Annotated in this window: 21 protein-coding genes; 9 read left to right on the forward strand and 12 right to left on the reverse strand. The window is 64.9% G+C overall.

Annotation, left to right across the window (positions count from 1 at the left end):
* Positions 1–190: 190 nt before the first annotated feature.
* From KK141_RS09985 to KK141_RS09995, 3 genes are all read right to left on the reverse strand, one after another.
* On the reverse strand, positions 191–1132 hold the full coding sequence (locus KK141_RS09985) for an MBL fold metallo-hydrolase (protein WP_214570543.1): 942 nt from the start codon (positions 1130–1132) through the stop codon (positions 191–193).
* Between the two features lie 75 nt (positions 1133–1207).
* Complete coding sequence (locus KK141_RS09990; RefSeq protein ID WP_214570542.1) at positions 1208–1609, reverse strand: hypothetical protein; 402 nt, start codon at positions 1607–1609, stop codon at positions 1208–1210.
* Between the two features lie 145 nt (positions 1610–1754).
* Positions 1755–2204 carry a nuclear transport factor 2 family protein gene (locus KK141_RS09995; RefSeq protein WP_214570541.1) on the reverse strand — a complete coding sequence of 150 codons (450 nt, stop codon included), beginning with the start codon at positions 2202–2204 and terminating at the stop codon, positions 1755–1757.
* Between the two features lie 234 nt (positions 2205–2438).
* Here KK141_RS09995 and KK141_RS10000 point away from each other — a divergent pair, with 234 nt between their 5' ends.
* Positions 2439–2783 carry a hypothetical protein gene (locus KK141_RS10000; protein ID WP_214570540.1) on the forward strand — a complete coding sequence of 115 codons (345 nt, stop codon included), beginning with the start codon at positions 2439–2441 and terminating at the stop codon, positions 2781–2783.
* 76 nt (positions 2784–2859) lie between these two features.
* Here the strand turns inward: KK141_RS10000 and KK141_RS10005 are convergent, their stop codons facing one another.
* Positions 2860–3618 (reverse strand): SDR family NAD(P)-dependent oxidoreductase, encoded by a 759-nt coding sequence (locus KK141_RS10005; protein WP_214570539.1) that lies wholly within the window; start codon positions 3616–3618, stop codon positions 2860–2862.
* Between the two features lie 183 nt (positions 3619–3801).
* On the opposite strand from KK141_RS10005, the gene KK141_RS10010 reads away from it, so the two are divergent.
* The 4 genes from KK141_RS10010 (at position 3802) to KK141_RS10025 (ending at position 5834) form a co-directional block, all read left to right on the forward strand.
* Positions 3802–4395: a TetR/AcrR family transcriptional regulator gene (locus KK141_RS10010; RefSeq protein ID WP_214570538.1), complete on the forward strand. Its 594-nt coding sequence runs from the start codon at positions 3802–3804 to the stop codon at positions 4393–4395.
* An 82-nt stretch (positions 4396–4477) separates the two neighbouring features.
* Positions 4478–4879, forward strand: coding sequence for a response regulator transcription factor (locus tag KK141_RS23080; RefSeq protein WP_345777829.1), 402 nt, complete (start codon positions 4478–4480; stop codon positions 4877–4879).
* A 108-nt stretch (positions 4880–4987) separates the two neighbouring features.
* Positions 4988–5524, forward strand: a complete 537-nt coding sequence (locus KK141_RS10020; protein WP_168648696.1) for a DUF4199 domain-containing protein — start codon at positions 4988–4990, stop codon at positions 5522–5524.
* A 52-nt stretch (positions 5525–5576) separates the two neighbouring features.
* Positions 5577–5834, forward strand: coding sequence for a hypothetical protein (locus tag KK141_RS10025; RefSeq protein ID WP_214570536.1), 258 nt, complete (start codon positions 5577–5579; stop codon positions 5832–5834).
* 80 nt (positions 5835–5914) lie between these two features.
* Here the strand turns inward: KK141_RS10025 and KK141_RS10030 are convergent, their stop codons facing one another.
* From KK141_RS10030 to KK141_RS10045, 4 genes are all read right to left on the reverse strand, one after another.
* On the reverse strand, positions 5915–7735 hold the full coding sequence (locus KK141_RS10030; protein ID WP_250901673.1) for a hypothetical protein: 1821 nt from the start codon (positions 7733–7735) through the stop codon (positions 5915–5917).
* 279 nt (positions 7736–8014) lie between these two features.
* Positions 8015–8407 (reverse strand): VOC family protein, encoded by a 393-nt coding sequence (locus tag KK141_RS10035; protein ID WP_214570534.1) that lies wholly within the window; start codon positions 8405–8407, stop codon positions 8015–8017.
* A 38-nt stretch (positions 8408–8445) separates the two neighbouring features.
* A complete protein-coding gene (locus KK141_RS10040; RefSeq protein ID WP_214570533.1) occupies positions 8446–10338 on the reverse strand; it encodes an alpha/beta fold hydrolase in 1893 nt (630 codons plus the stop codon).
* A gap of 106 nt (positions 10339–10444) precedes the next feature.
* A complete protein-coding gene (locus KK141_RS10045) occupies positions 10445–11161 on the reverse strand; it encodes a GNAT family protein (protein WP_214570532.1) in 717 nt (238 codons plus the stop codon).
* Between the two features lie 111 nt (positions 11162–11272).
* Here KK141_RS10045 and KK141_RS10050 point away from each other — a divergent pair, with 111 nt between their 5' ends.
* Complete coding sequence (locus tag KK141_RS10050; RefSeq protein WP_214570531.1) at positions 11273–12751, forward strand: PLP-dependent aminotransferase family protein; 1479 nt, start codon at positions 11273–11275, stop codon at positions 12749–12751.
* Between the two features lie 26 nt (positions 12752–12777).
* On the opposite strand, the gene KK141_RS10055 is transcribed toward KK141_RS10050, so the two are convergent.
* Both KK141_RS10055 and KK141_RS10060 read right to left on the reverse strand, forming a co-directional pair.
* The gene (locus KK141_RS10055; RefSeq protein WP_214570530.1) at positions 12778–13449 is read right to left on the reverse strand and encodes a glutathione S-transferase family protein; all 672 of its coding nucleotides are present in this window, start codon (positions 13447–13449) and stop codon (positions 12778–12780) included.
* A 131-nt stretch (positions 13450–13580) separates the two neighbouring features.
* Entirely contained in the window at positions 13581–14306 is a 726-nt protein-coding gene (locus KK141_RS10060; RefSeq protein WP_214570529.1) for an SDR family NAD(P)-dependent oxidoreductase, read from the reverse strand.
* A 112-nt stretch (positions 14307–14418) separates the two neighbouring features.
* On the opposite strand from KK141_RS10060, the gene KK141_RS10065 reads away from it, so the two are divergent.
* Positions 14419–14853 (forward strand): helix-turn-helix domain-containing protein, encoded by a 435-nt coding sequence (locus KK141_RS10065; RefSeq protein WP_214570528.1) that lies wholly within the window; start codon positions 14419–14421, stop codon positions 14851–14853.
* 13 nt (positions 14854–14866) lie between these two features.
* Here KK141_RS10065 and KK141_RS10070 read toward each other — a convergent pair whose 3' ends face one another.
* The gene (locus KK141_RS10070) at positions 14867–16390 is read right to left on the reverse strand and encodes an FAD-dependent monooxygenase (protein WP_214570677.1); all 1524 of its coding nucleotides are present in this window, start codon (positions 16388–16390) and stop codon (positions 14867–14869) included.
* A gap of 83 nt (positions 16391–16473) precedes the next feature.
* Here KK141_RS10070 and KK141_RS10075 point away from each other — a divergent pair, with 83 nt between their 5' ends.
* Complete coding sequence (locus tag KK141_RS10075) at positions 16474–17130, forward strand: TetR/AcrR family transcriptional regulator (protein WP_250901674.1); 657 nt, start codon at positions 16474–16476, stop codon at positions 17128–17130.
* Positions 17131–17216: 86 nt separating this feature from the next.
* Here KK141_RS10075 and KK141_RS10080 read toward each other — a convergent pair whose 3' ends face one another.
* Entirely contained in the window at positions 17217–18689 is a 1473-nt protein-coding gene (locus KK141_RS10080; protein ID WP_214570527.1) for a carbohydrate-binding protein, read from the reverse strand.
* 413 nt (positions 18690–19102) lie between these two features.
* Between KK141_RS10080 and KK141_RS10085 the strand changes: the two genes are divergently transcribed.
* On the forward strand, positions 19103–19471 hold the full coding sequence (locus KK141_RS10085) for a hypothetical protein (protein ID WP_214570526.1): 369 nt from the start codon (positions 19103–19105) through the stop codon (positions 19469–19471).
* Positions 19472–19532 lie beyond the last annotated feature (61 nt).

Raw genomic sequence — 19532 nt, forward strand, 5'->3', positions numbered from 1 at the left:
ATTCGACGGCGGGGGGACGCTATCACGGGAATAGGTCAACAAAGCGTGACAACTTGCGGTTGACAGAAAGATTTGCGAACTCGGTTGTGAATCTTGCGAAACGCCGAGAGAAGCTGCTTTTTTCGATTAGAGCGATCCAAATTCTTGCGCCTGACTGACGCCGCTCATCGCGACGTCCGGCCAGCAGTTATCAAGCGATCGCCAGCCGCCGCTTCCGCCTGATGCGCCGGAACATCGCGCGAATCGCGAGAGCCAGCACGATCACCAGCGCCACTCCGACAACGAGCAGCACACCGAGCACGCGATTCTGGTTGTAGACGACGTAGTTCCCTTCCCGGCTGAAGAAGCCGTTGTAGTCCGCGAGCATGCGCGGCAGCGTCGCCAGCTCGTCCTTGCTCAGTTCGAGCGGCCTTTCGTCGACGCGCTCGGTGCCGCCGATGATCAGCTGGCCATGCCTGTCCATCTCGACGTGGCCACCCAGCACGTGCGACACCGGCCGCTCCTGCAGAAACGCCACCAGGCGTTCCGCGCTGCGCCGTGCCGCGGCGGTGTCGTCGATCAGCAACCTGCCCGGCAGGAAGGCATCGCCGGAGAAGACCAGCGCGGTGGAGCGGTCGTAGTAGCTCACGTGCGCGGGATGATGGCCGGGTGTCGGGATGACGTCGACGATGCGGTTGCCGAGATCGACCTGCGCCACATCGTCGGGCCAGTGCTGGAACTTGAAGTACTGCTGCACACTCGGGAGATCCGAACCGATCACCTGCACCTTCGCGATCGAGGCGAATTGCCCATCGCCTGCGCGGTGATCGAGATGGCCATGCGTGTGGACGACGACCAGCGGCAGCTTTGCGCCGCCAAGCTCGGGCAGCAAAGACATCACCGTGGAGGCGAGTGGCGCGGCCTTGGCATCCGCCACGTCGCCGCTGTCGATCAGCAGCGCCTTCGACGTGCCGACCAGCAGGTACATGAAAGGCGCTTCGTCGGTAACGCAAGGATTCTCGCGCAGTACGTAGGTGTCCTGGTTGTAGCGCTGCACCTGGATTGGCGGCGGCGCATCGTGGCTGCAGTCGGCCTTGCCTGCTTGCCATGGCGCGGCGAGCTGGCCCGGTGCCGGCGTCGCTTCAGCCGACACCGCAAGAACAAACGCCGCTGCGAAGAGAAGTTTCGAGAGAGTTGAATAGCGCATGGGCGGCGAGAGTAAGGCAGATCAGACGTAACGTGCTGCTGCCATCGTCACGATCGCAATCATCAGCAGGCCGGCGGCGACGCGATGCCCGATCAGGACACGCGCAGGCAAGGCGGCATCGCCACCTTCGGCGTTCGCCTTGCGCAAGGCGCTGCCCACCACCGCCAGCTGCACGATCAGCGCCGCGAATGCGCTCAATGCGCCGATCATCAAGCTGCGCTCCATCGGCCCCACGGCGCCTTGATGGATCGCATGCCACAGATAGCCGCCCGTAAGGATGGCAACCGCCGCCGCACCCATCTGCGGCCGGAACAGGCGCTTTGTTTCGCTACCGCCGGTGCGTGCCAGTGCGGCGGTACTGCCTGACCAGAACACGGCGGCGAGAACATGCAGGGAGATGGCAACCACTAATACGTATGACATCGGATGGCTCCAGCGTGACGGATTTCATTGACTATACATAGTGTATATGTAAACGCAAGAGCCATCGAAACCACAGTGTCAGCGCATTAAAAAAGGCCCGCGCTTACCGCGGGCCTTCGCACTGCGCATGTCACTTCAAGCGTGCTTATTTGACCGGATGAATCTGCGTAAAGATGACCTGCCACTGCCCGTTGCGTTTCGCCCACACATCGACGAAGCGCCCGCGGAAAGTGAACTCCTTGCCCTGGCTGCTGCCTTTCGCATCCACCATGCCGGCAAGCACCGCGCCGTCGCTCCACACCTTGCTGACCTGGTCGTAGAGATCGACCGAGATGGTCTTGTTGCCCGGCGCCGTCTGGTCGGCGATGAATTGCGCCTTGGTCAGATTCTTTCCGGCGGTGCCGGCCAGCGTGTAATCGTCGGCGAGCACGCGTTCGAGTTCCGCCTTGTCGGCCTTGAACTGCGCGATGTCGTAAGCGGTGGCGGCGGCGGCGAGGTCCTTCGGCAGCTTGCTGTAGTCGCCGACTTCCTTGGCCTGTGCCGTGGTGGTGATCAAGGCGGCCAACAGCGCCGCAAAGCCCAGTACTGAACGCATATTCCCTCCAGGTAGATGCTGACGCACGAAAAGCCGGAAAGCGGAGGCAACAACTCGCGCATTGAACACCCCGCGAGGTAATCGTGCCTATGGGCTGGAAGTCAGCAAATGATGGCCATGGCAGCCATGCGCCGGCGAAGGCCATCCCTGCAGCGCACTCGAAAAATCCGGGTGATACGAGAGCTGGCGCAAACCTAGCATCGCAGGCCTATTTTTCTACGCAGGATCATTGCCATGCTTCGCTCGGTTCGCCCTCTCCTACCGCTCATCGCCATGCTGGCGCTGAGCGCCTGCACCGAATGGGTTCAGCCCGGCGTTTCGGAAGACCAGCGCGACCGGGATCTGGCCGCCTGTACGGCCAATGGCCATCGCAGCATGCCGACGGACAACGTCGTTCTGCGAACCTCAGGCCATTATCAGAAGGGAGAAAAGCAATGCAAATGGCGCAATGGCAAGAAGGAATGCAGCCGCAAAGAGGAATGGATCGGCCCGAGCGAATATGTCAGGGACGCGAATGAAAAAGCCCGCGATGCGCTTATTGAGGATTGCATGTACCGCCGCGGCTACGTAGAGAAGTAAGCACTGTTCGCGCCGCGCCAAAAGCCGGATGTCCGCAACGGACATCCGGCTTTTTCATTTCCACGAACGAGTCGATTCACGCGCCGCCGAACAAGGCCTGCGCCTGCTCATTGAAGCCGTTGACGAAGCCATGCTCGTTCGGACCCACATTGGCGCGGAACGCCTTGGCGTTCTCCACCAGCACTTCGTCCACATCGGTGCCCAGCACCTCGATGGTCTCGGCAATGAACTGGTCCAGCGGCATCGCCTGCTCCGCTTCCTGGCTGTTGAGCAGCTCGGTGCGCACCCACGGCGGCGCGATCTCCAGTACGCGCACGCCGGTGTCGCGCAGCATGAAGCGCTGCGACAGCACATAGGAATGCAAGGCCGCCTTGGTCGCGGAATAGACACCGGACACCGCCAGTGGCACGAAGCCCAGCACCGAACTGGTGTACGCAACGACTGCGTTCTGCTTCGTCTTCAGATGCTCGATCAGCGCGGAGGTCATGCGGATCGGACCGAGCACATTGGTGTCGACGGTTGCGGTAAGCATCGCGTCGTCGACCTGGCCGCCCACGCTGTCGATCTGCATCACGCCGGCGTTATTGATCAGCACGTTCAGATCGGGATGCGCTGCAACCAGCTGCTTCGCCACGCGCTCGATACTGGCCGGATCGGTGATGTCCAGCTCGACCGCCTCCATGCCGGGGTTGGCCGCGATCACGGCATCGAGATGCCCGCGCCGGCGCCCGGCGATGATCACTTTGTTGCCGCGCTGGTGCAGCGCTTCGGCCAGGCCGCGGCCAATGCCGGAGGCGCCGCCGGTGATGAAGATGGTGTTGCCGCTGAGTTTCATGAGGGGTGTCCTTGAAGGAGGCTGCGCAGGGCTAGAAAAGCCCGGTTCGTGCCGGAGGGGATTCACAATGGCGATCACCATTGACGAGGCGTAGAATCCGCCCGAACCCGGATGATTGTCAATGGCGATCACCATCGTATTTTTGAATCGGTCCGATAGACGGCCACCGGAAAGGAGCGCGCCATGGGCGTCAGCAAGCAGCAAGCCGTTGAAAACAAAAAGGCTATTGTCGAAGCCGCGGAAAAGCTGTTCCGCCAGCGCGGTGTCGCCGCCGTGGGCCTGACCGAGCTGACCAAGGCCGCCGGCTTTACCCAGGGCGGCTTCTACAACCACTTCAAATCCAAGGACGCCCTGGTCGCCGCGGTCATCGACAAGGCGATGGAAGACGGCGCCACCCTGTTCAACTCGGGCGTGCAGGCCTCCAAAGCCGCCAAGGCCACGCCGATCAAGCGGCATGTCGAGTGGTACCTGTCGAAGGAGCACCTGGCCAATATCGAGCAGGGCTGTCCGCTCACCGCCTATGCCGGCGACGTGCGCCGCCTAGGCGACGAAGCGCGGCAGTCGTATGCGCACGGTCTGCAATGGAATATCGAGCAGTTGGCAAGCCTGATCGACAACGAGGACCCGCAAGCGAAACGCCAGCTGGCGGTGGCGCTTTTCAGCCAACTGGTTGGCGCGCTGGTGTTGTCGCGTGCGGTGGCCGATGCGGATCCAGCACTGGCCGACGAGATCCTGGAAGCCGGACGCCAACAGCTGCTGCTGGCATTGGAGAACTAAGCGCCCCGCCCCCGCTGCCGCCCGCGCACCGGCGCTAAGATGCCCGTCTCAAGGGGAGCCGGGGACGGCGATGTGGAAGCGGGTGGCAGGTTATGGCGCGCTGCTGGCGGCGGGAACGCTGGCCCTGCAGTGGCTCGACTACCAGCGCATGGCGCGCCTGCATTCCGGCGACATCTATGTGTTCCTGGTCGCCGCCGCCTTCCTGGTGCTCGGCATCGTGCTGGGCGTACGGGTGTTTGCCCGGCCCGAGGCGCACGCTTTCGACGGCAACCCCAAGGCGCAGACGGCGCTGGGCCTCAGCGGCCGCGAGCTGGAAGTGCTGCACGAACTGGCCGCCGGCCACTCCAACAAGGAGATCGCTGCGCACCTGCACGTGTCGCCGAACACGGTGAAGACCCACGTGGCCCGGCTGTTTGAAAAACTGGGGGCGAAGCGGCGCACCGATGCCATCCGGCGGGCGCGCGAGCTGGGCATCGTGCCCTGAGGCCACGGCATTTGGGGTGAAAGCACGCAAATCATCCATTCGGGCGATTGCCGCCGGGCGCCGGATCGCGGCCAATGGCGCCACCATCCATCGCTGAGGAGCAGCACCGTGTTACGCACCATCCTGAAGTACGGCCTGATCGCCGGCCTGGTCGTCGGCGGCTTCGAACTCGCCACCTTCGTGCTGTTCTCCGGCATGCCGCCGCTGAAGTACGGCATGGTGGTCGGCTACACCACCATGCTGATCGCCCTGAGCGCCGTGTTCGTCGGCATCAAGCGGCACCGCGACGTGGACCGCGGCGGGGTGATCGGCTTCTGGCCGGCGCTCGGGGTCGGGCTGGGCATCAGCTTTATCGCCGGCATCTTCTACGTGGCCGCGTGGGAGGCGGTGCAGTCGATGATGCATATGGATTTCGCCAGCTCCTACGCGCAGGCCATCATCGCCAGCCAGAAGGCCAAGGGCGCCAGCGCCGAGGCCCTGGCGAAACTGACCACCGAGATGGAGGCGTTCAAGGTCCAGTACGCGAACCCCATGTACCGCCTGCCGATGACCTTCGCGGAGATCTTCCCGATCGGGGTGCTGGTGTCGCTGGTGTCGGCGGGGTTGCTGCGCAACAGCCGCTTCCTGGCAGTGCGGCGGGGATAAAGAGCATAAGCTTGAGGTCATGGATCGAAACCTGAAGCGGAGAGGAAACGCCATGACCAGGGATGACGCCGAACGCTTGAACGTGGTGTTCCTGCAGATCGTCAGCCGGCGGGACGAAACCGCGGCTTTTGTGCAGGAAAAAGGCGACAAGGCGGAGTGGCATCTTTATCGCAAGGCCGTCGGCAGCGCGATGGCCGGGGTCTTCGAACTTGCGGAAGGGCTCTGGGCGCGCTTTCCCGATCTCAAGCCCGAGCAGCTTGGCGGCACTTACCAGGTCGATCTGCTTATCTACGAGCCGCGTTTTTACTGAATCGCGATAGGCAGAGCTTGGAAATGGAACGGGCGCGGTGAAGTATTTTCACCGCGCCCGCTGTTTTTTCCTCTTGGAAATCAGAGCCCGATCGCCGAAACCCGCGTCGCCCAATTACCCAGCGCGCCGCGCGTGCCGCCGCACTGGAACAGCGGCGGCGTCAGGTACTGCGCCAGCGTGCAGGTCTGCGCGATGTACTCCGAAGCCAGCCAGATCGTGTTGCCGTCGACCGCGGCCGCACCGTAGTCGCCCCAGCGCGGACGGTTGTCGCCCAGGTAGGGAATGCCGGTAAAGCCATCCCACGGCCCCGCGCCCGCCGCGGCGATATGCACGTCGCCGGCACCGGCCTTCGCATCCAGGCTGGCATAGCCAGCGCTCGGATAATCATTGGGTCCGACCACGGTGAACGCGATCACGCCACGCCCGCTTTGCGTCACAGCTGCCGCGCCGTACGTGAGGTTGGCATCGGGCAAGGCCAGCGTGCCGTTGGCGAAGATGCCGCCGGAGTCCGGATTGATCACAAAGTAGTTGATGCCCGAACCATGGCTGCCGTCGCCGAGCAGCACATCAGTATCCAGCGTGCCCCAGAGCTTGCCATTGGCGTAGCTCACCTGCTGCATGCGCGAGTCGTTCACCGCGAGATCGCGCGGCGCGGCATAGGTGAAGTTCGGATAGCCGAGGTAGTTCGGTGCGCAACCGGTCAGCGCAAAGCAATCACGCAACGGCGTGCTGCCAGGCTTCTGCTTCGCCAGGCTGCTGGGCACCGCGTACGGCTGCACGGCCAGGGGGACGACGTCCAGGGCGACAGCCGATGGCGTGGTGTCGATCGCCCGCGTATTGGTCACCGTCCACAGCCACAACGTGCTGGACGTGCCCGAGTCGTAGAACACCGCATCCGAACTCAGCAGATACTCGGTGCCGTTATGGCCGCCGGCGTACTGTCCGCCGGACGAAATGGCCGGCCACACCGTGAATGCAGGCGCAGGGATATTCGGGTCGCCGCCGTTGAACATCGTCACGTTGGCCACTTGTCCCGCAGCCAGTGCCTGCTTGGAAATCACGTAGATCTGTGCGCCGTAAAAGCCGTCCGCGAACAGCGAGTACTCATTGGTGGTCAGGAAGATCGCATTCGCATCGGCACCGATATGCGGATAGTCGCCCAGGCAGAAGCCGCCCGCGCAGCCGTGATCCGGCGTGCCTTGCGTGCCGTTGTTCTGCACCGGCAGGCGGTAGATGTTCCAGGCGCCGGTGGGATCGGCGGTCTGGCTGACCGCGATGTCCAGATGATTGGTGCCGGCGAAGGACGACGTCGTGCCGAAACGGTCCAGCGTCAAAACGACATGGAACCAGCGCTGCGTGCCTGCATCGTAATAGCAGCTGGGATCGGTGATCTCCGGCCCGTAGGCGCCCGTCGCGCGATTGATCGCCGCCGGATAGTGATAGAACGTATTGAGATCGACCGGCCCGACCAGCTTGTTGCCGGAGCTGCTGTAGATGGCCATCACGTCGTTGACGCTTTCCACGATAAAGCCGTTGCCGGCGCACATCCCTTGATCGGGTGGTTCCAGCGAGAACTGATTGCCACCGTTGGCATAGCGCTGGTCGTGGAAATTCAGGCCGTCGAAACCGCCGAGCAGTTCGGGGCTGGATTTGGCCCGCTTCGCATTCGCCAGCCGGTTGCTGCCGGCGTTCCCGTGCGGAAGGCCGCGGTTGATCACCGGTTTCGAGCCGACGTCGCCCACGTCGCCCGAATCGGCATCGCCGGCGCTGGTGGCCGGATCCAGTTCGAGGCTGGTGATCGGTGCGCCGCCCAGCGGCGTGGTGACCGGTACGGTGGTGCCGCTGCGTTGCAGTTTCAGCGTGGCTGGCGACGCCCCCAAGGCGCACGTGGCGAATGCCATGGATGCCATGGCGAAGAGCAATCGAGTCTGCATAGCACTGGGTCTCCCGTTCGTATCGATAGGTGACCGCGCCCCCGGTAGAACGCCCAGATCGGCTGCACCGACCAGCGCTCGCGCAAGTACGCATATGTTGCATATGCGTGCGGGGGACGATAGGCGCATCGGCCGATGGGCGCCATCGTCCATAAGGCCGGGAACAGCGCTGAAAAGACAGCTATGCGTAAGCCGCGGGCTGCGCAGGCGATCATCGCCAGATCGACGGCGGCACTCGGCAAGACGTCAAGCGGTCTCCCACGAGAAATCGTAGAAGACCCGCAGCAGGTTGCCGTCCGGGTCGGCCGCCGTGAACTCGTGCAGCTTCCATGACTTCGATTCCGGCGGCGCCACGATCCTGGCGCCGTTGCTGCTCCATAGGCGGTGAAGCTCATCCACCGCGTCCCTGCTCTGCAGATTGATCCAAAGCAGGATGGGCGCTGCGTTGCCGTAGCTCTGGCGGAAATCGGCGTCGGTCAGAAAGAGGCGGCATGCCCCTTTCGAGATGCCGGCGATGCCGCCGTGATCCGCGCCGCCCCAGTCCAGAGTGAAGCCCAGGCAGCGCTGGTAATAGTCGATCGCCCTTGCGATATCGCCGACGGGCATTTCAGGGACGACGGCGGGAAAGTTCGCGCTCATACTCGATCCTCTCTTACGGAAGGCTCCAGCAGCTGCGCCTATGGCGTCGAGCCACCCGTCGCCGCGACATGCAACCGCAATATCCTGCGTAACTCCAGAATCGCCGCCGGCGTTTCCTGCACGCTATGCCACGAAGGCACCGCCAACTCCGATTCGGCGCCTTCCAGGTGCGCGCTCTTGTAGGGCACCACGCCGTCGCTGCTGTCGGCCAATGGCCCCGGCGGCGTATAGACGCCGACGATGGTGTGGTAACGCACCGCGGGCGACATCGGCAGGTCCGCCGCCGCCATGATGAAAGGATCGGTATCGCTGAGGTTGTCGACGCTGTTGGGAATGCGCACCGGCGTGCCGCTTTCGCCTTCCTTCAGCAGATCGGCCACGCCCGCCACTTCCTTCAGCACATTGGCCGGCAGGCGGATCAGGTTGGCCATCCAGCGCGCCAGGGTGTTCTGCGCATACGGCGTGCCGCGTTGCGGCGAGGCCAGGAACACCGCGCGCGTCACCTGCGGCATCGGCGTGAACTGCAGGTACGGCGCCAGCCGCTCGCGCAGGCGTGCCTGCTTCGCCTTCGAAAGATTGTCGCGCGCCGGCATCAGGCTCCACAGCTTGTCGCCGCTGGAAGACACCAGCAGGCGTGCGATCACGCCGCCCATGCTGTGGCCGATCAGCACCACGTTGTTGGAAGCGCGCGCCTGCCCGCCCGGATCGAAATGCTGGAAGGTGGCGTCGAGCGCCTTGCGGATATTGGCGAGGTTGACCGCGATGGGCGCATTGGTCGGGTAATAGATTTCCCACACCTGGTAGTTGCGGCGCAGATCCTCGTCACCCATCACCTCGTTGGATACGTTGATCCATGCCTCCGGGCTGCTGGCCAGGCCGTGCAGCATGATGATGGTCATGCGGCTGGGATCGTAGGGCTGCATCAGCAGCACGCGCGGCGTCTGGATGCCACCTTCCCTGCCCAGCAGCGAACGGATCGACTGCGTGGCGAAGCCCGAACGCGCCAGCCACACACCGTAGGCCGCGGTGAAGTTACCGGCCAGCGGCACCTCGTGCCCGGCCACAGTCATGGTGTCGTCGTGATAAGGATCCTCGACCTGCACCGTCGCCTGCCTGGTGGCGAGCACCTCATCCAGATTGGCGCCGTCGAACAGGATGGCGCCGGTCATCGACACATAATCGGGATCGCGCCACGGCACATCCTTGGACGGCGCATCCGGCGGCGCCACCGCCACGAATTCCGAACCGAAACCGTCGCGCCGGTACACATTGCGCACGCCGTTGAAGCGCAGCGTCGAGGCGGGAATCAGCTCCGCCGGATCGGTAGCCGCGCCTGCCCAGCGCACCGCCGGCTCGTTGCCGGTGACATACCAGCCGGCCAGCTCGGCATGCCTGGCATGGCGCTCCAGCCGCGGCAGTTCCTGAAAGAAGCGCGTCATCGAGCGCTGCACGGCAAAGTTGTAGAAGCCGATCACCCGCACCTGGCGCAATTCGAAGGAGCGCTCGGAGGGTTGGCGCTTCGTATAGAACAGATAGGCATAGGCGTAGCGCCCCGCCTGCAGGTACGCATCGAGCGCCTGGTCGCTCATCTGCGTATCGCGCGTGCTGCGGTCGATGCGGATGGCCAGGCCCAGCCACAGTTCGGACAGCGCCGAAAGCCGCTGCTCGTCGTCCAGACCCGGCGAATGCAGCACGGTGTCCACGCAGGCCGAAAAGGCGCGCTCGCAATCGCGCGCCGCGAGCGCCACCACGTTGAGCGATTGCACGGTCTGGTCGCTCAAGCGCCCGGTGCTGATCACGTCGCCGCGCTGCTCGCTCACCGAATCGTGGGCATTGATGCGGCTGACGCCTACCATGGCGCAGCCGTTGAGGCATAGCAGGACCGCCAGCAGGGCGCAGCGCGCGAGCAAGGCGTGGCTTGGGTGTTTCATGCGTACGGAGGCCCTTGGGTGCTTCGGAATGAAGCACGCGTGGGCGGATTTTGTCACAGGAGGGTTGCCGTTCCGCAGGGGGCGCTCATGGACAGCGCCCCCTGCGTTACACCTGCTCCGCGCGAATGGCCGCCAGCGAGCGGCGCTGGTTGCCTTGCCCGTCGAAATTGCCGGGCGCCAGCCAGGCGTCGAACGCCGCGGAGAGTGCCGGCCAATCGCGGTCCGTCATGGCGAACCACGCGGTGTCGCGGTTGCGCCCCTTGTAGACGATGGCCTGGCGGAAGGTGCCTTCGTACTGGAAGCCGAGCCGTGCGGCGGCCGCGCGCGAAGGCGCGTTGAGGTCGTCGCATTTCCATTCGTAGCGGCGGTAGCCCAGCCCGTCGAATACATACGCCATCAGCAGGTATTGCGCTTCCGTCGATACCGGCGTGCGCTTCAGCGCCGGCGAGAACGCCACGAAGCCGACTTCGATCGAACCGTTGGCCGGGTCGATGCGCAGCAGCGCGAGGGTGCCGACCGCGCGGCCGCTGGCGCGGTCGATCACCGTGTAGTGCAACGGGTCAGCGCTCGCTTCCACTTTGTGCGCGTGGACCAGGTAACTGGCTTCGTCCTCGAACGGGCCGACGGACATATAGGTCCAGTCGCGCCCGTCGGGGGCCATGGCGTAGGCGGCATACAGCTCGGCCCCGTGGCGTTGCGCATCGAGCGGTTCGAGGCGGCAATAGCGGCCGTCGAGCGCCACGCGGTCCGGCCGTGGGCGTGGCGTCCAGCCGGACACGGGCAGTCCGATGGGTTGTCCGTAGGTGTTGGCGGTGTGGGACAAGGCGCAGTCTCGCTGAGTGAGGCCGGCGGCGGGCCGGCGTGTTTGAAGATCGTAGGCAAGCCTAGGTACCATGAAAAGCGCCAGATCATGGCAGTTTTATGGTGCCACACGATGACGCTTCCCCGTGCCCACCGTCCGACCCGGCAGCAGCCACTGGATGCGCCGCTGTCGCGCGCCCGCAGCGCGCCATCGCTGCAACGCCAATTACTGCTGCGGCTGCGCGAAGCGGTGCTCGGCGGCACGCTGCCGGCCGGCAGCCCCTTGCCTGGCACGCGCGCGCTGGCGGAGGCGCTCGGCATCTCGCGCAACACCGTCATGGCCGTCTACGAGCAATTGCTGGCCGAAGGATTCGTGCAGTCCGACCGGCGCGGCACGCGCGTCACCGAACTGACCCGGCCAGCGCGCACCAGGCAGGCGGCGGCGCCACCGGTGGTTGCGCGCCGGGTGGCGAACCTGCGTCCGCGCGCGGCCACGCCACCCGCGCACGAGGGCGGTTATTTCCGGCCCGGCGTACCGGCGCTCGCGCAGTTTCCGACCGGCACATGGCGGCGCGCGCTCGATCGCGCGATGCGCGACCACGGCCCCGCCGCGCTGGGCTATGGCGACCCGGCCGGCGAACCCGCACTGCGCGCGGCGATTGCGCGGCATCTCGCCGTCACTCGCGGCGTGCACTGCGCACCGGCGCAGATCGTGGTGACCGAAGGCGCGCAGGACGCTCTGGCCTTGTGCATGCAGTTGCTGACCAATCCGGGCGACGTGGCCTGGACCGAGGAACCCGGCTACCGCGGCGCGCGCACGGCCATGCATGCCGGCGACCTGGAGGTGGTGCCGGTGCGCGTCGACGCGCAAGGCATGTGCGTGGAGGCCGCCAATGCAAACGCGCCGGCGCCGCGGATCATCTATACGACGCCGTCCAATCAATACCCCACCGGCGCCGTGCTCTCGGTCGCCCGCCGCCTCGCGCTGATCGACACGGCGCGCCGCCATGGCGCCTGGGTGATCGAAGACGACTACGACAGCGAGTTTCGCCACACCGGCGAACCGGTGGGCGCGATGCAAGGCCTGGTGGCCGATGCACCGGTGCTGTACCTGGGCTCCTTCAGCAAGACCATGTTTCCCGCGCTGCGGATCGGCTTCCTCGTGCTGCCGCATGGTTTGATGCCCGCGGTCACCGATGCGCTGCGCGAACTGCAGCGCGGTGCGCAACGCCATGCGCAACTGGCGCTTGCCGATTTCATCGACAGCGGCGAGTACGCGCGCCATCTCGGGCGCATGCGGCGCTTGTATCGCGACCGGCGGCGGGCGCTGCTGCAGGCACTGGAACGCGTCTTTTCCATCGAGCACCAGATCGAGGGCGGCCCCTGCGGCCTGCATCTGATGGTGCGGCTGCCGGCCCGCTATGCGGACCGCGAACTGGTCGGCGCAGCGCGAGCGCACGGCGTGGGAGCACTGGCGCTGTCCTCGTTCATGAGAAAGCCAGGCTCAGCCGACAACGGCCTGGTGCTGGGGTACGGCAATACGCCCGAACATCTGTATCAGCCGTTGCTGCGCACCCTGGCGAAGCTCGCCCGAGGCATCGGCACGCGCTGAGCACCGATGCACGGGCGCCATCGGATTCAAGCCGGCCCCGCGGTATCGCCGAGATAATCCGGCAAATGGACCGGCGGCAAGATTCTGGCCGCCGCCATCCATTCGACGACCGCCGGCCGCTGCAGCAGCGCATCCATCCACGCCTTCACATGCCCCCAGCGCGCGGGCACTTCCACATGGCTGAAAATGCGCATGACGGTAGGTACGAAACCGAGGTCGGCCAGGCATGGCGCACCCATCAGGAACGGGCCGCCCGAGCGGTCGAGATAATCGCCCCATACCGTGAGCAATCGCTCCGCCGCGATTTTCTCGGCCTCGGACGCCTGCCTTTTTTGCGAGTAGAAGACGCTCTCGAACGACAACGCCGGGCAAATGCGTCCGACATCGCTGTGCTGCCAGGCAAGCAACGAACGGGCCACCGCCCTGGCCTTCGCCTCCGCGGGCCAGAGATGGCCGCCACCGAGTTCGTTGGCGTATTCCATGATGGCCAGCGAGTCGAAGATCGCGGTGTCGCCATCGATCAGGGCCGGCACGGCCGCCGTCGGGGAAACGCGGCCGACGCGTGCCAGTGCTTCGCCGCGCGCCGGCTGGCGCAGATCGATGTCCACTTCGTCGAAAGCCAGCCCCGCCTCCTTCAGCCCGAGCCATGCGCGCAACGACCAGCTCGATGCGTTCTTCGTACCGCAATAGAAAAGCAAGGCGGATCTCCTGCCTGGACGATCGGCAGATTATCCGCCCGGCTGGCGCGCCATGGTCAATCGGCCGGTCGCTGCTTGTGGAAGGTTTTCAACCTGGCAGCCACGGTGCGCCGATGCTCATCGCGTGGACATCACGCCTGCGGCAGCGGCGGCAGGATCGCCTCGTTGCGCCCGCGCTCGGCGACCATCGTCCAGATCTCCTGCGCAATGTCGTCCGGATCCATGGTGGGCAGGTCGCCTTCGATCTTGATGCCTTGCGCTTCCAGTGCGAGCTTGCCTGCCGAGCGGTCGATCATCGCGCCGATGCTCACCGAGGCCGCATAGATACCCTGGCCCTTCGCCTCGGCATTCAGCGCGAACGCATAGTTGCGCGCCGCCGCCATCAAGGGACTGAAGGCGGTCAATCCCGGCACGGGAAGCACGGCGGAAAGACCGCTGACGATGACCACCGCGCCTTCGCCACGCTTCAGTTGCGCGGGCAGAACCGCACGCGCCACTTCCACCGGCCCATACATGAAAACGTCGGCGGCCGACTTCAGTACCGATGCCGACACCTCCGCCGCGGGAATGAAACTGAAGATCGACGGCACCGGCGCATAGACGGCGACATCGATCGCGCCGAAGCGCTGCTCGATCGCCTGGACCAGTGCGGGAATGCCGTCGAGGTCGCCAAGGTCCGCCGTAAACGCCGCCGCCTCGATGCCGGCGCTGGCCAGCTCGGCCACGCGCTCCTGCAACGGCGCCGCCCGGCGCGCCACCAGCGCCACCCGATAGCCCTCGCTGCCGAACCGGGCCGCCAGCGACGCGCCGAGGCCCGGACCGGCGCCGAAAATGGCGATAGTCTTCTTGTAAGTCATTGAATATTCCTTAAGGGTAGAATCGGAACCAGGTAACTAATGATTCGTGAGTTACCGAACCACACCAGGGATGGTATGGACGCCGTTCCCCGTCCCACAAGAAGGCACATGCATGTCACCGACGCACACCGGCATCACCGAGGCGACCCGTCCCACCGTCGACAACTGCCGCGCCACGCGCGAAATCCTCGACCGCATCGCCGACAAATGGAGCCTGTTCGTCATCGCCATGCTTCGCGACGGGCCGCGGCGCTTCAATGAATTGCGCCGGGACGTGACGGGGATTTCGCAGCGCATGCTGACGCTCACGTTGCGCACGCTGGAGCGCGATGGCCTGGTGACGCGGACGATGTATCCGACGATCCCGCCGCGAGTGGATTATGAGTTGACGGAACTGGCGAAGGGCTTGCTGGGGCCGGTGATGGGCCTGGTGATGTGGGCGGAGACGAACAAGGAAACAATCGCCGCGGCGCGAAAGGCGTTCGATGACGAAGCGCAGGCAGGCGCTGCCCTCTCAGCCCAGCGGGCAGCGCAGCCGTGGAGGTAAAACGGTAAGTCCATCAATGGACGGACTTACCGAACCACCGAGCCATTGCACTCTGGGCTTCGTCAGGATCTGGCATGCCCTCGCTCGCCCAGGCGACGAAACCATCGGGCCGGACCAGGACAGCGCTCACGCCCAGGCTGTTTTTCGCATGGCTTGAGATATAGGCGACCCGATCGCCCCAACGTTCCGCCAACGCTTGAAGCGGTGCGCTTGCATCGAAATCGACGACCAGGCCCTTGCCCGCTTTCAGCCATTCGCCAAGCCTGGTTCCATCGGCCAGCTCGAAATCCGGCGCGCTGTATCCCACCAGCGGGTGGCTTTCGCCGAGGTCATAGCGAAGCGCCACGCCCCATACGCGCTCGGCGAAATACGTCGCGCCATCACGCGTATCGATCAGGTCGCGGATGATCGCCTCCAGCGCACGCGAGCTGGCACTGGGCCGCATCAGCGCCACCTGCGCACGCGACCAGTCCAGCACCTTGGCGCCCACCGGGTGCCGCTCGCGGGTGTAGGTGTCGAGCAAACCTTCGGGTGCGTGGCCGTGGATGGTGGCGGCGAGTTTCCATCCAAGGTTCATCGCGTCGCCGATACCGAGGTTGAGGCCTTGCCCGCCCAGCGGCGAATGGATATGCGCGGCGTCGCCGGCAAGCAGCACGCGTCCGTTGCGGTACGCCGTCGCCTGTTTGGCGCGGTCCGTCCAGGTGGTTGCCAGGCGCAGGGCGGTGACGGTGAGGTCCACGCCGGAAACGCGGCGCAGCACAGCCTGCACGTGCTCATGCGCGACCGGCTGGGTGCGGTGATAGGCGCCGCCGTCAAAGTCGACCATCGCGATCGTTCCGGGCGCTGTGTAGGTGTACATGCCCGTGGCGGTGTAGTGACGTCCGGGGCGGAGCTGATCCGGATCGGCGAGTTCGACTTCGAGGGAATAGCCGGTGAATTCGGGATCGGTGCCGGCAAACGCGAAGCCGCCCAGCTTGCGCACCTTGCTGCGGCCACCATCGCAGCCGACCAGCCAGCGTCCGTGAAAGGTTTCGCCTCCCGCGCGAATCGCCACGCCGCCATCGAACTGATCGAAGCCTTCGACGGCGGCGCCGCGCCGTATCTCCACGCCAAGCGCGCCAGCACGCGCGGCCAGAGCGGTTTCGAGGGATTCCAGCTCGATCATCATGCTGGTGCCTGCCGGCGTGGGCAGGCGATACGGCCACTTCGAAGCATCGACCCGGTCCTGATAGAACTGGATACCGGCAAAGTGCCCTGCCGGCCGGCGCGGCTGGCCCAGCCAATGCGCGGCGGCGGTGCCGTTGGCGCCGTCTTTTGAAAGTTGCGGCACGGGAATCTCGTCCAGCAGTCCGCGGCGGTAGAACGCCTCGGTGGTGGGCGCGGACAGGCCGCGCATGCCGAACGGCAGGCGCTTCAGCGGCGAACGCGGATCCTCGGCCTGCTCCAGCACCAGCACCGAAACATGGGCGAGGCGCAGCTCGCAGGCGAGGAACAGGCCGACCGGGCCGGCTCCCGCGATAACGACGTCGTAAATCAAGGCGATTTCCTTGGGCGGAGACCAGGCTGAAGGGGGTGTCGGGCGCCCGGCCAAAATGTTACACTGAGTGTAAGTTTTGCGGGATGAGCACCGACATGTCAAATCCACCCGGTCTGCGGGACAGCAAGAAGGCGGCCACGCGCCAGATGATTTCGGACGTGGCGACACTGCTTTTCGTCGAACGCGGCTTCGAGAACGTCTCCGTGGACGAGATCGCACAGGAGGCCGGCGTCTCGCGGAAAACCGTGTTCAATTACTTCCCGCGCAAGGAAGACATGGTGTTCGACCGCGAGGACGAAAGCCGGGAGCTGGTGCGCCAGGCGATCGCCGCGCGCGCAGAGCAGCCGCCGATCCCGGTGTTCCAGGCCTTGATGCGTGCGTTGCTGGATGAGCAGCACCCGATGTTCCGCATCAACAAGCGCCCCATCCAGTTCTGGAGCACCGTCGCCGACAGCCCCGCACTCACCGTGCGCGCACGCGAGCTGCAGGGAACGCTGGCCGACGATCTCGCGGCGATGCTCGCCGATGCCGTCGGCCGCCCGCATGCCGATCCGGAGGCACGCCTTGCGGCGACCATGCTGGTGGGCACGCTGGTAGTGGCTTACGGGGAGGCACTGCGCGCCTTCCGTGCGAAGCGGAAGGCCGGCGAGGCGTTTACCGCCGTGATGGAACGCGGCTTTGCCGGCGTGAACGCCGCGCTCTCGGCAACACCCTACGTCGAAGCCAAAACCGCAAGGTAGGTTGGAGTGAGCGCAGCGAACTCCAACAGGAACGCCACGGCCGGGCGCCTGTTGGGGTTCGCCGTTGGCTCACCCCAACCTACGCCTCAGAGTTGTGAAAGCGTCGTCGCATTGAACTTCATGCCGAGGCTGCTCTCGAGATTCCCGATCGCAAACTCCAGCACGCTGAAGAGCTTCGCCCGGTCCGCGGCATTGCCGATATCCAGGCTCGCCGTGCCGGCCACACCCGCTTGCCCCAGCGCCGTATTGAACGCCGCCTGCGCCTGCGCCGCCGAGATATAGCTGGACGAAGTGCCGGAAGCGTTCGCGTAAGCCAAGGTCTGGAACACGCTGGAGAACACGCTTCCCAGCGTTCCTGCGCTGACGTACACGTGATTGGCCGGTGTCACCAGCGTGGTCGCGCTCGTCGTCGGTATCGGCTTGTCGTACAACTGGTCCAGGTAATAACGCACCTGGTACGGATACTGCCGATACGTATCCTGCACGCCCCAGATCGAGCTGTACGCATCCACGGATGCCACCGTCGCCGGCGTGGCCGTCGCCCCCAGCCGGCTGTAGCTTCCCACCAGACCGCCGTAATAGCCCTGGTTGTAAGCCACGTTCAACAGCACGTCGAAGAAGTTGTTCGGCAGCGTCTTGAAATTGACCAGCGCATTATTGAAGGCCGGCTGCCATGGCGTGACCCATCCGCCTTCGCCGGTGCCGGTCACGATCAGCGCGACAAAATCGTTGTAGTGGAAATAGGCCGTCAGCATCGGCCCGTAATACTTGTTGTTGAACGAGGCCGGCGTCGGCTTGCTGTACTGCGTGGCGGCCGTGGCCATGGTGTAGCCGATATTCTTCTGGATCGCGATGTAATTGATCAGCGAATGCCCGGCCGGCGCATAGCTGCCGGACACCATGTCCGCGGCGTAATTGTTGATCTGGTACGGACCGCCCTGCCCCACGCCCATCACCGCCTGCTGGTCGGGCGAGGGATCGATCAGCGGACCGGTGCCGACATAATCCTGCGTGGCGATATTCTCCTGCAGCAGCTGTGCCAGCACCGAGCCGTAGACGTAGTCCTTGTTGAACTGCAGGCCGGGGTAGTACTCCTGCACCAGATGGCCGTACATCACGCCGGCGATCAGGTTGGACACGATCAGGTCGGTGTAGTTGTCGCCCGTGAGAACCAGCTGGTCCTGCGCATTGCCCACGCCCAGCAGCAGATGGAAGTTGATCGTGCCGGAGGTGCTGCCAACCGGCGGCGGTGGCGGAGGTGGCGGCGGCGGATTGGTGCCGCCTCCGCAATTGGCCACCACCGTCCACGGCTGGCCGCTCCCGGAAGCGCCGCTGTGCGCGGCTGGATCGTCGCCGCGCGTCCACCAGTTGGCGGTGTAATTGACGCCGTTCTCGCTCGCCTTGTCGCCGCCGACGTAAATGGTCGAGGCGTTCCAGGCGGCCGAACAAGCCGGTTGCGATTGCGCATGCGCACCGATGGACACGACGGTCAAAGTCGCCGTGGCGATCGCGCGCATGCCGAGGGTGGACCACTTCGCCAGATGCTGCTTGCTGGGCATGGGCATGTCTCCGAGTGAAGGCTGCTGATGGGCCGTGGTATCCATCGGCCGGAATGACAACGATTCCCCTCTTTCCCGTCAGCCGCGCGCAGCCTCACGCATCCACGCCCTTACCGGACGGGATGAAAAAGGCCCAAGATACGAACAGCAGCACCCGTCGAACGGCGATGACAACGTTGTCTATCCTTGCGCTCTTACCGCACCGGCGACCGTGACGGGGATCGCAAAGGCAGGACCAGCCCAGCAAGGGCGGCCAACATGACGAAGCGGTCGAAGGCCGGCGAACTGTACGAGGGATAACGGGCAAGGCCTTGCTGGCCCCGGCAGCCGCCGGTGCTCGAAAAATCCGGATGATCGGCGTCCCTGCGCAAACCTAGCATCGGCGGCTCGTCATCTCCGCCAGGACGCCTTTCATGCGCCGCTCATTGCTGCCGCTTTTCATCGCCATGCTGTCATTGACTGCATGCAAGACCACCGAATGGACCAGGCCGGGCACCTCGTCCCTCACCCAGCGCCAGGACTGGACGCTCTGCAGCGCCGAGGCCTATCGCAGTGCACCGGTCGACCTCTATACCGTGGTCATCCCAGGCCACACCGAGTACGGACTCGAAGAATGCACAAAGGTCGACGGCAAGAAGAAATGCAGCAGCAAGGATCGCTGGGTACCGACCGAGAAGAAGGAGGTCGACAGGAACGACGACGCCCGTTCCGACATCAGGAACGATTGCATGCGCAAGCGCGGCTACCGCGAAGAGACCACCAGGTCCTATCGCGTGTTCTGATCCCGGCGCGTTCCTTCAGCCGTAAAAAGCAGCCCCTCTCCCACGCGGGAGAGGGGCTCCG

Source organism: Dyella sp. LX-66, assembly GCF_018599165.1.
Lineage (GTDB): Bacteria > Pseudomonadota > Gammaproteobacteria > Xanthomonadales > Rhodanobacteraceae > Dyella_D > Dyella_D marensis.

Bases quoted from the DNA above. Each gene is read 5' to 3' on its own strand.
- KK141_RS09990 (WP_214570542.1), bottom strand. From the start codon at position 1,609: ATGTCATACGTATTAGTGGTTGCCATCTCCCTGCATGTTCTCGCCGCC.
- KK141_RS09995 (WP_214570541.1), bottom strand. From the start codon at position 2,204: ATGCGTTCAGTACTGGGCTTTGCGGCGCTGTTGGCCGCCTTGATCACC.
- KK141_RS10000 (WP_214570540.1), top strand. From the start codon at position 2,439: ATGCTTCGCTCGGTTCGCCCTCTCCTACCGCTCATCGCCATGCTGGCG.
- KK141_RS10005 (WP_214570539.1), bottom strand. From the start codon at position 3,618: ATGAAACTCAGCGGCAACACCATCTTCATCACCGGCGGCGCCTCCGGC.
- KK141_RS10010 (WP_214570538.1), top strand. From the start codon at position 3,802: ATGGGCGTCAGCAAGCAGCAAGCCGTTGAAAACAAAAAGGCTATTGTC.
- KK141_RS10025 (WP_214570536.1), top strand. From the start codon at position 5,577: ATGACCAGGGATGACGCCGAACGCTTGAACGTGGTGTTCCTGCAGATC.
- KK141_RS10030 (WP_250901673.1), bottom strand. From the start codon at position 7,735: ATGGCATTCGCCACGTGCGCCTTGGGGGCGTCGCCAGCCACGCTGAAA.
- KK141_RS10035 (WP_214570534.1), bottom strand. From the start codon at position 8,407: ATGAGCGCGAACTTTCCCGCCGTCGTCCCTGAAATGCCCGTCGGCGAT.
- KK141_RS10040 (WP_214570533.1), bottom strand. From the start codon at position 10,338: ATGAAACACCCAAGCCACGCCTTGCTCGCGCGCTGCGCCCTGCTGGCG.
- KK141_RS10050 (WP_214570531.1), top strand. From the start codon at position 11,273: ATGACGCTTCCCCGTGCCCACCGTCCGACCCGGCAGCAGCCACTGGAT.
- KK141_RS10060 (WP_214570529.1), bottom strand. From the start codon at position 14,306: ATGACTTACAAGAAGACTATCGCCATTTTCGGCGCCGGTCCGGGCCTC.
- KK141_RS10065 (WP_214570528.1), top strand. From the start codon at position 14,419: ATGTCACCGACGCACACCGGCATCACCGAGGCGACCCGTCCCACCGTC.
- KK141_RS10075 (WP_250901674.1), top strand. From the start codon at position 16,474: ATGAGCACCGACATGTCAAATCCACCCGGTCTGCGGGACAGCAAGAAG.
- KK141_RS10080 (WP_214570527.1), bottom strand. From the start codon at position 18,689: ATGCCCAGCAAGCAGCATCTGGCGAAGTGGTCCACCCTCGGCATGCGC.
- KK141_RS10085 (WP_214570526.1), top strand. From the start codon at position 19,103: ATGCGCCGCTCATTGCTGCCGCTTTTCATCGCCATGCTGTCATTGACT.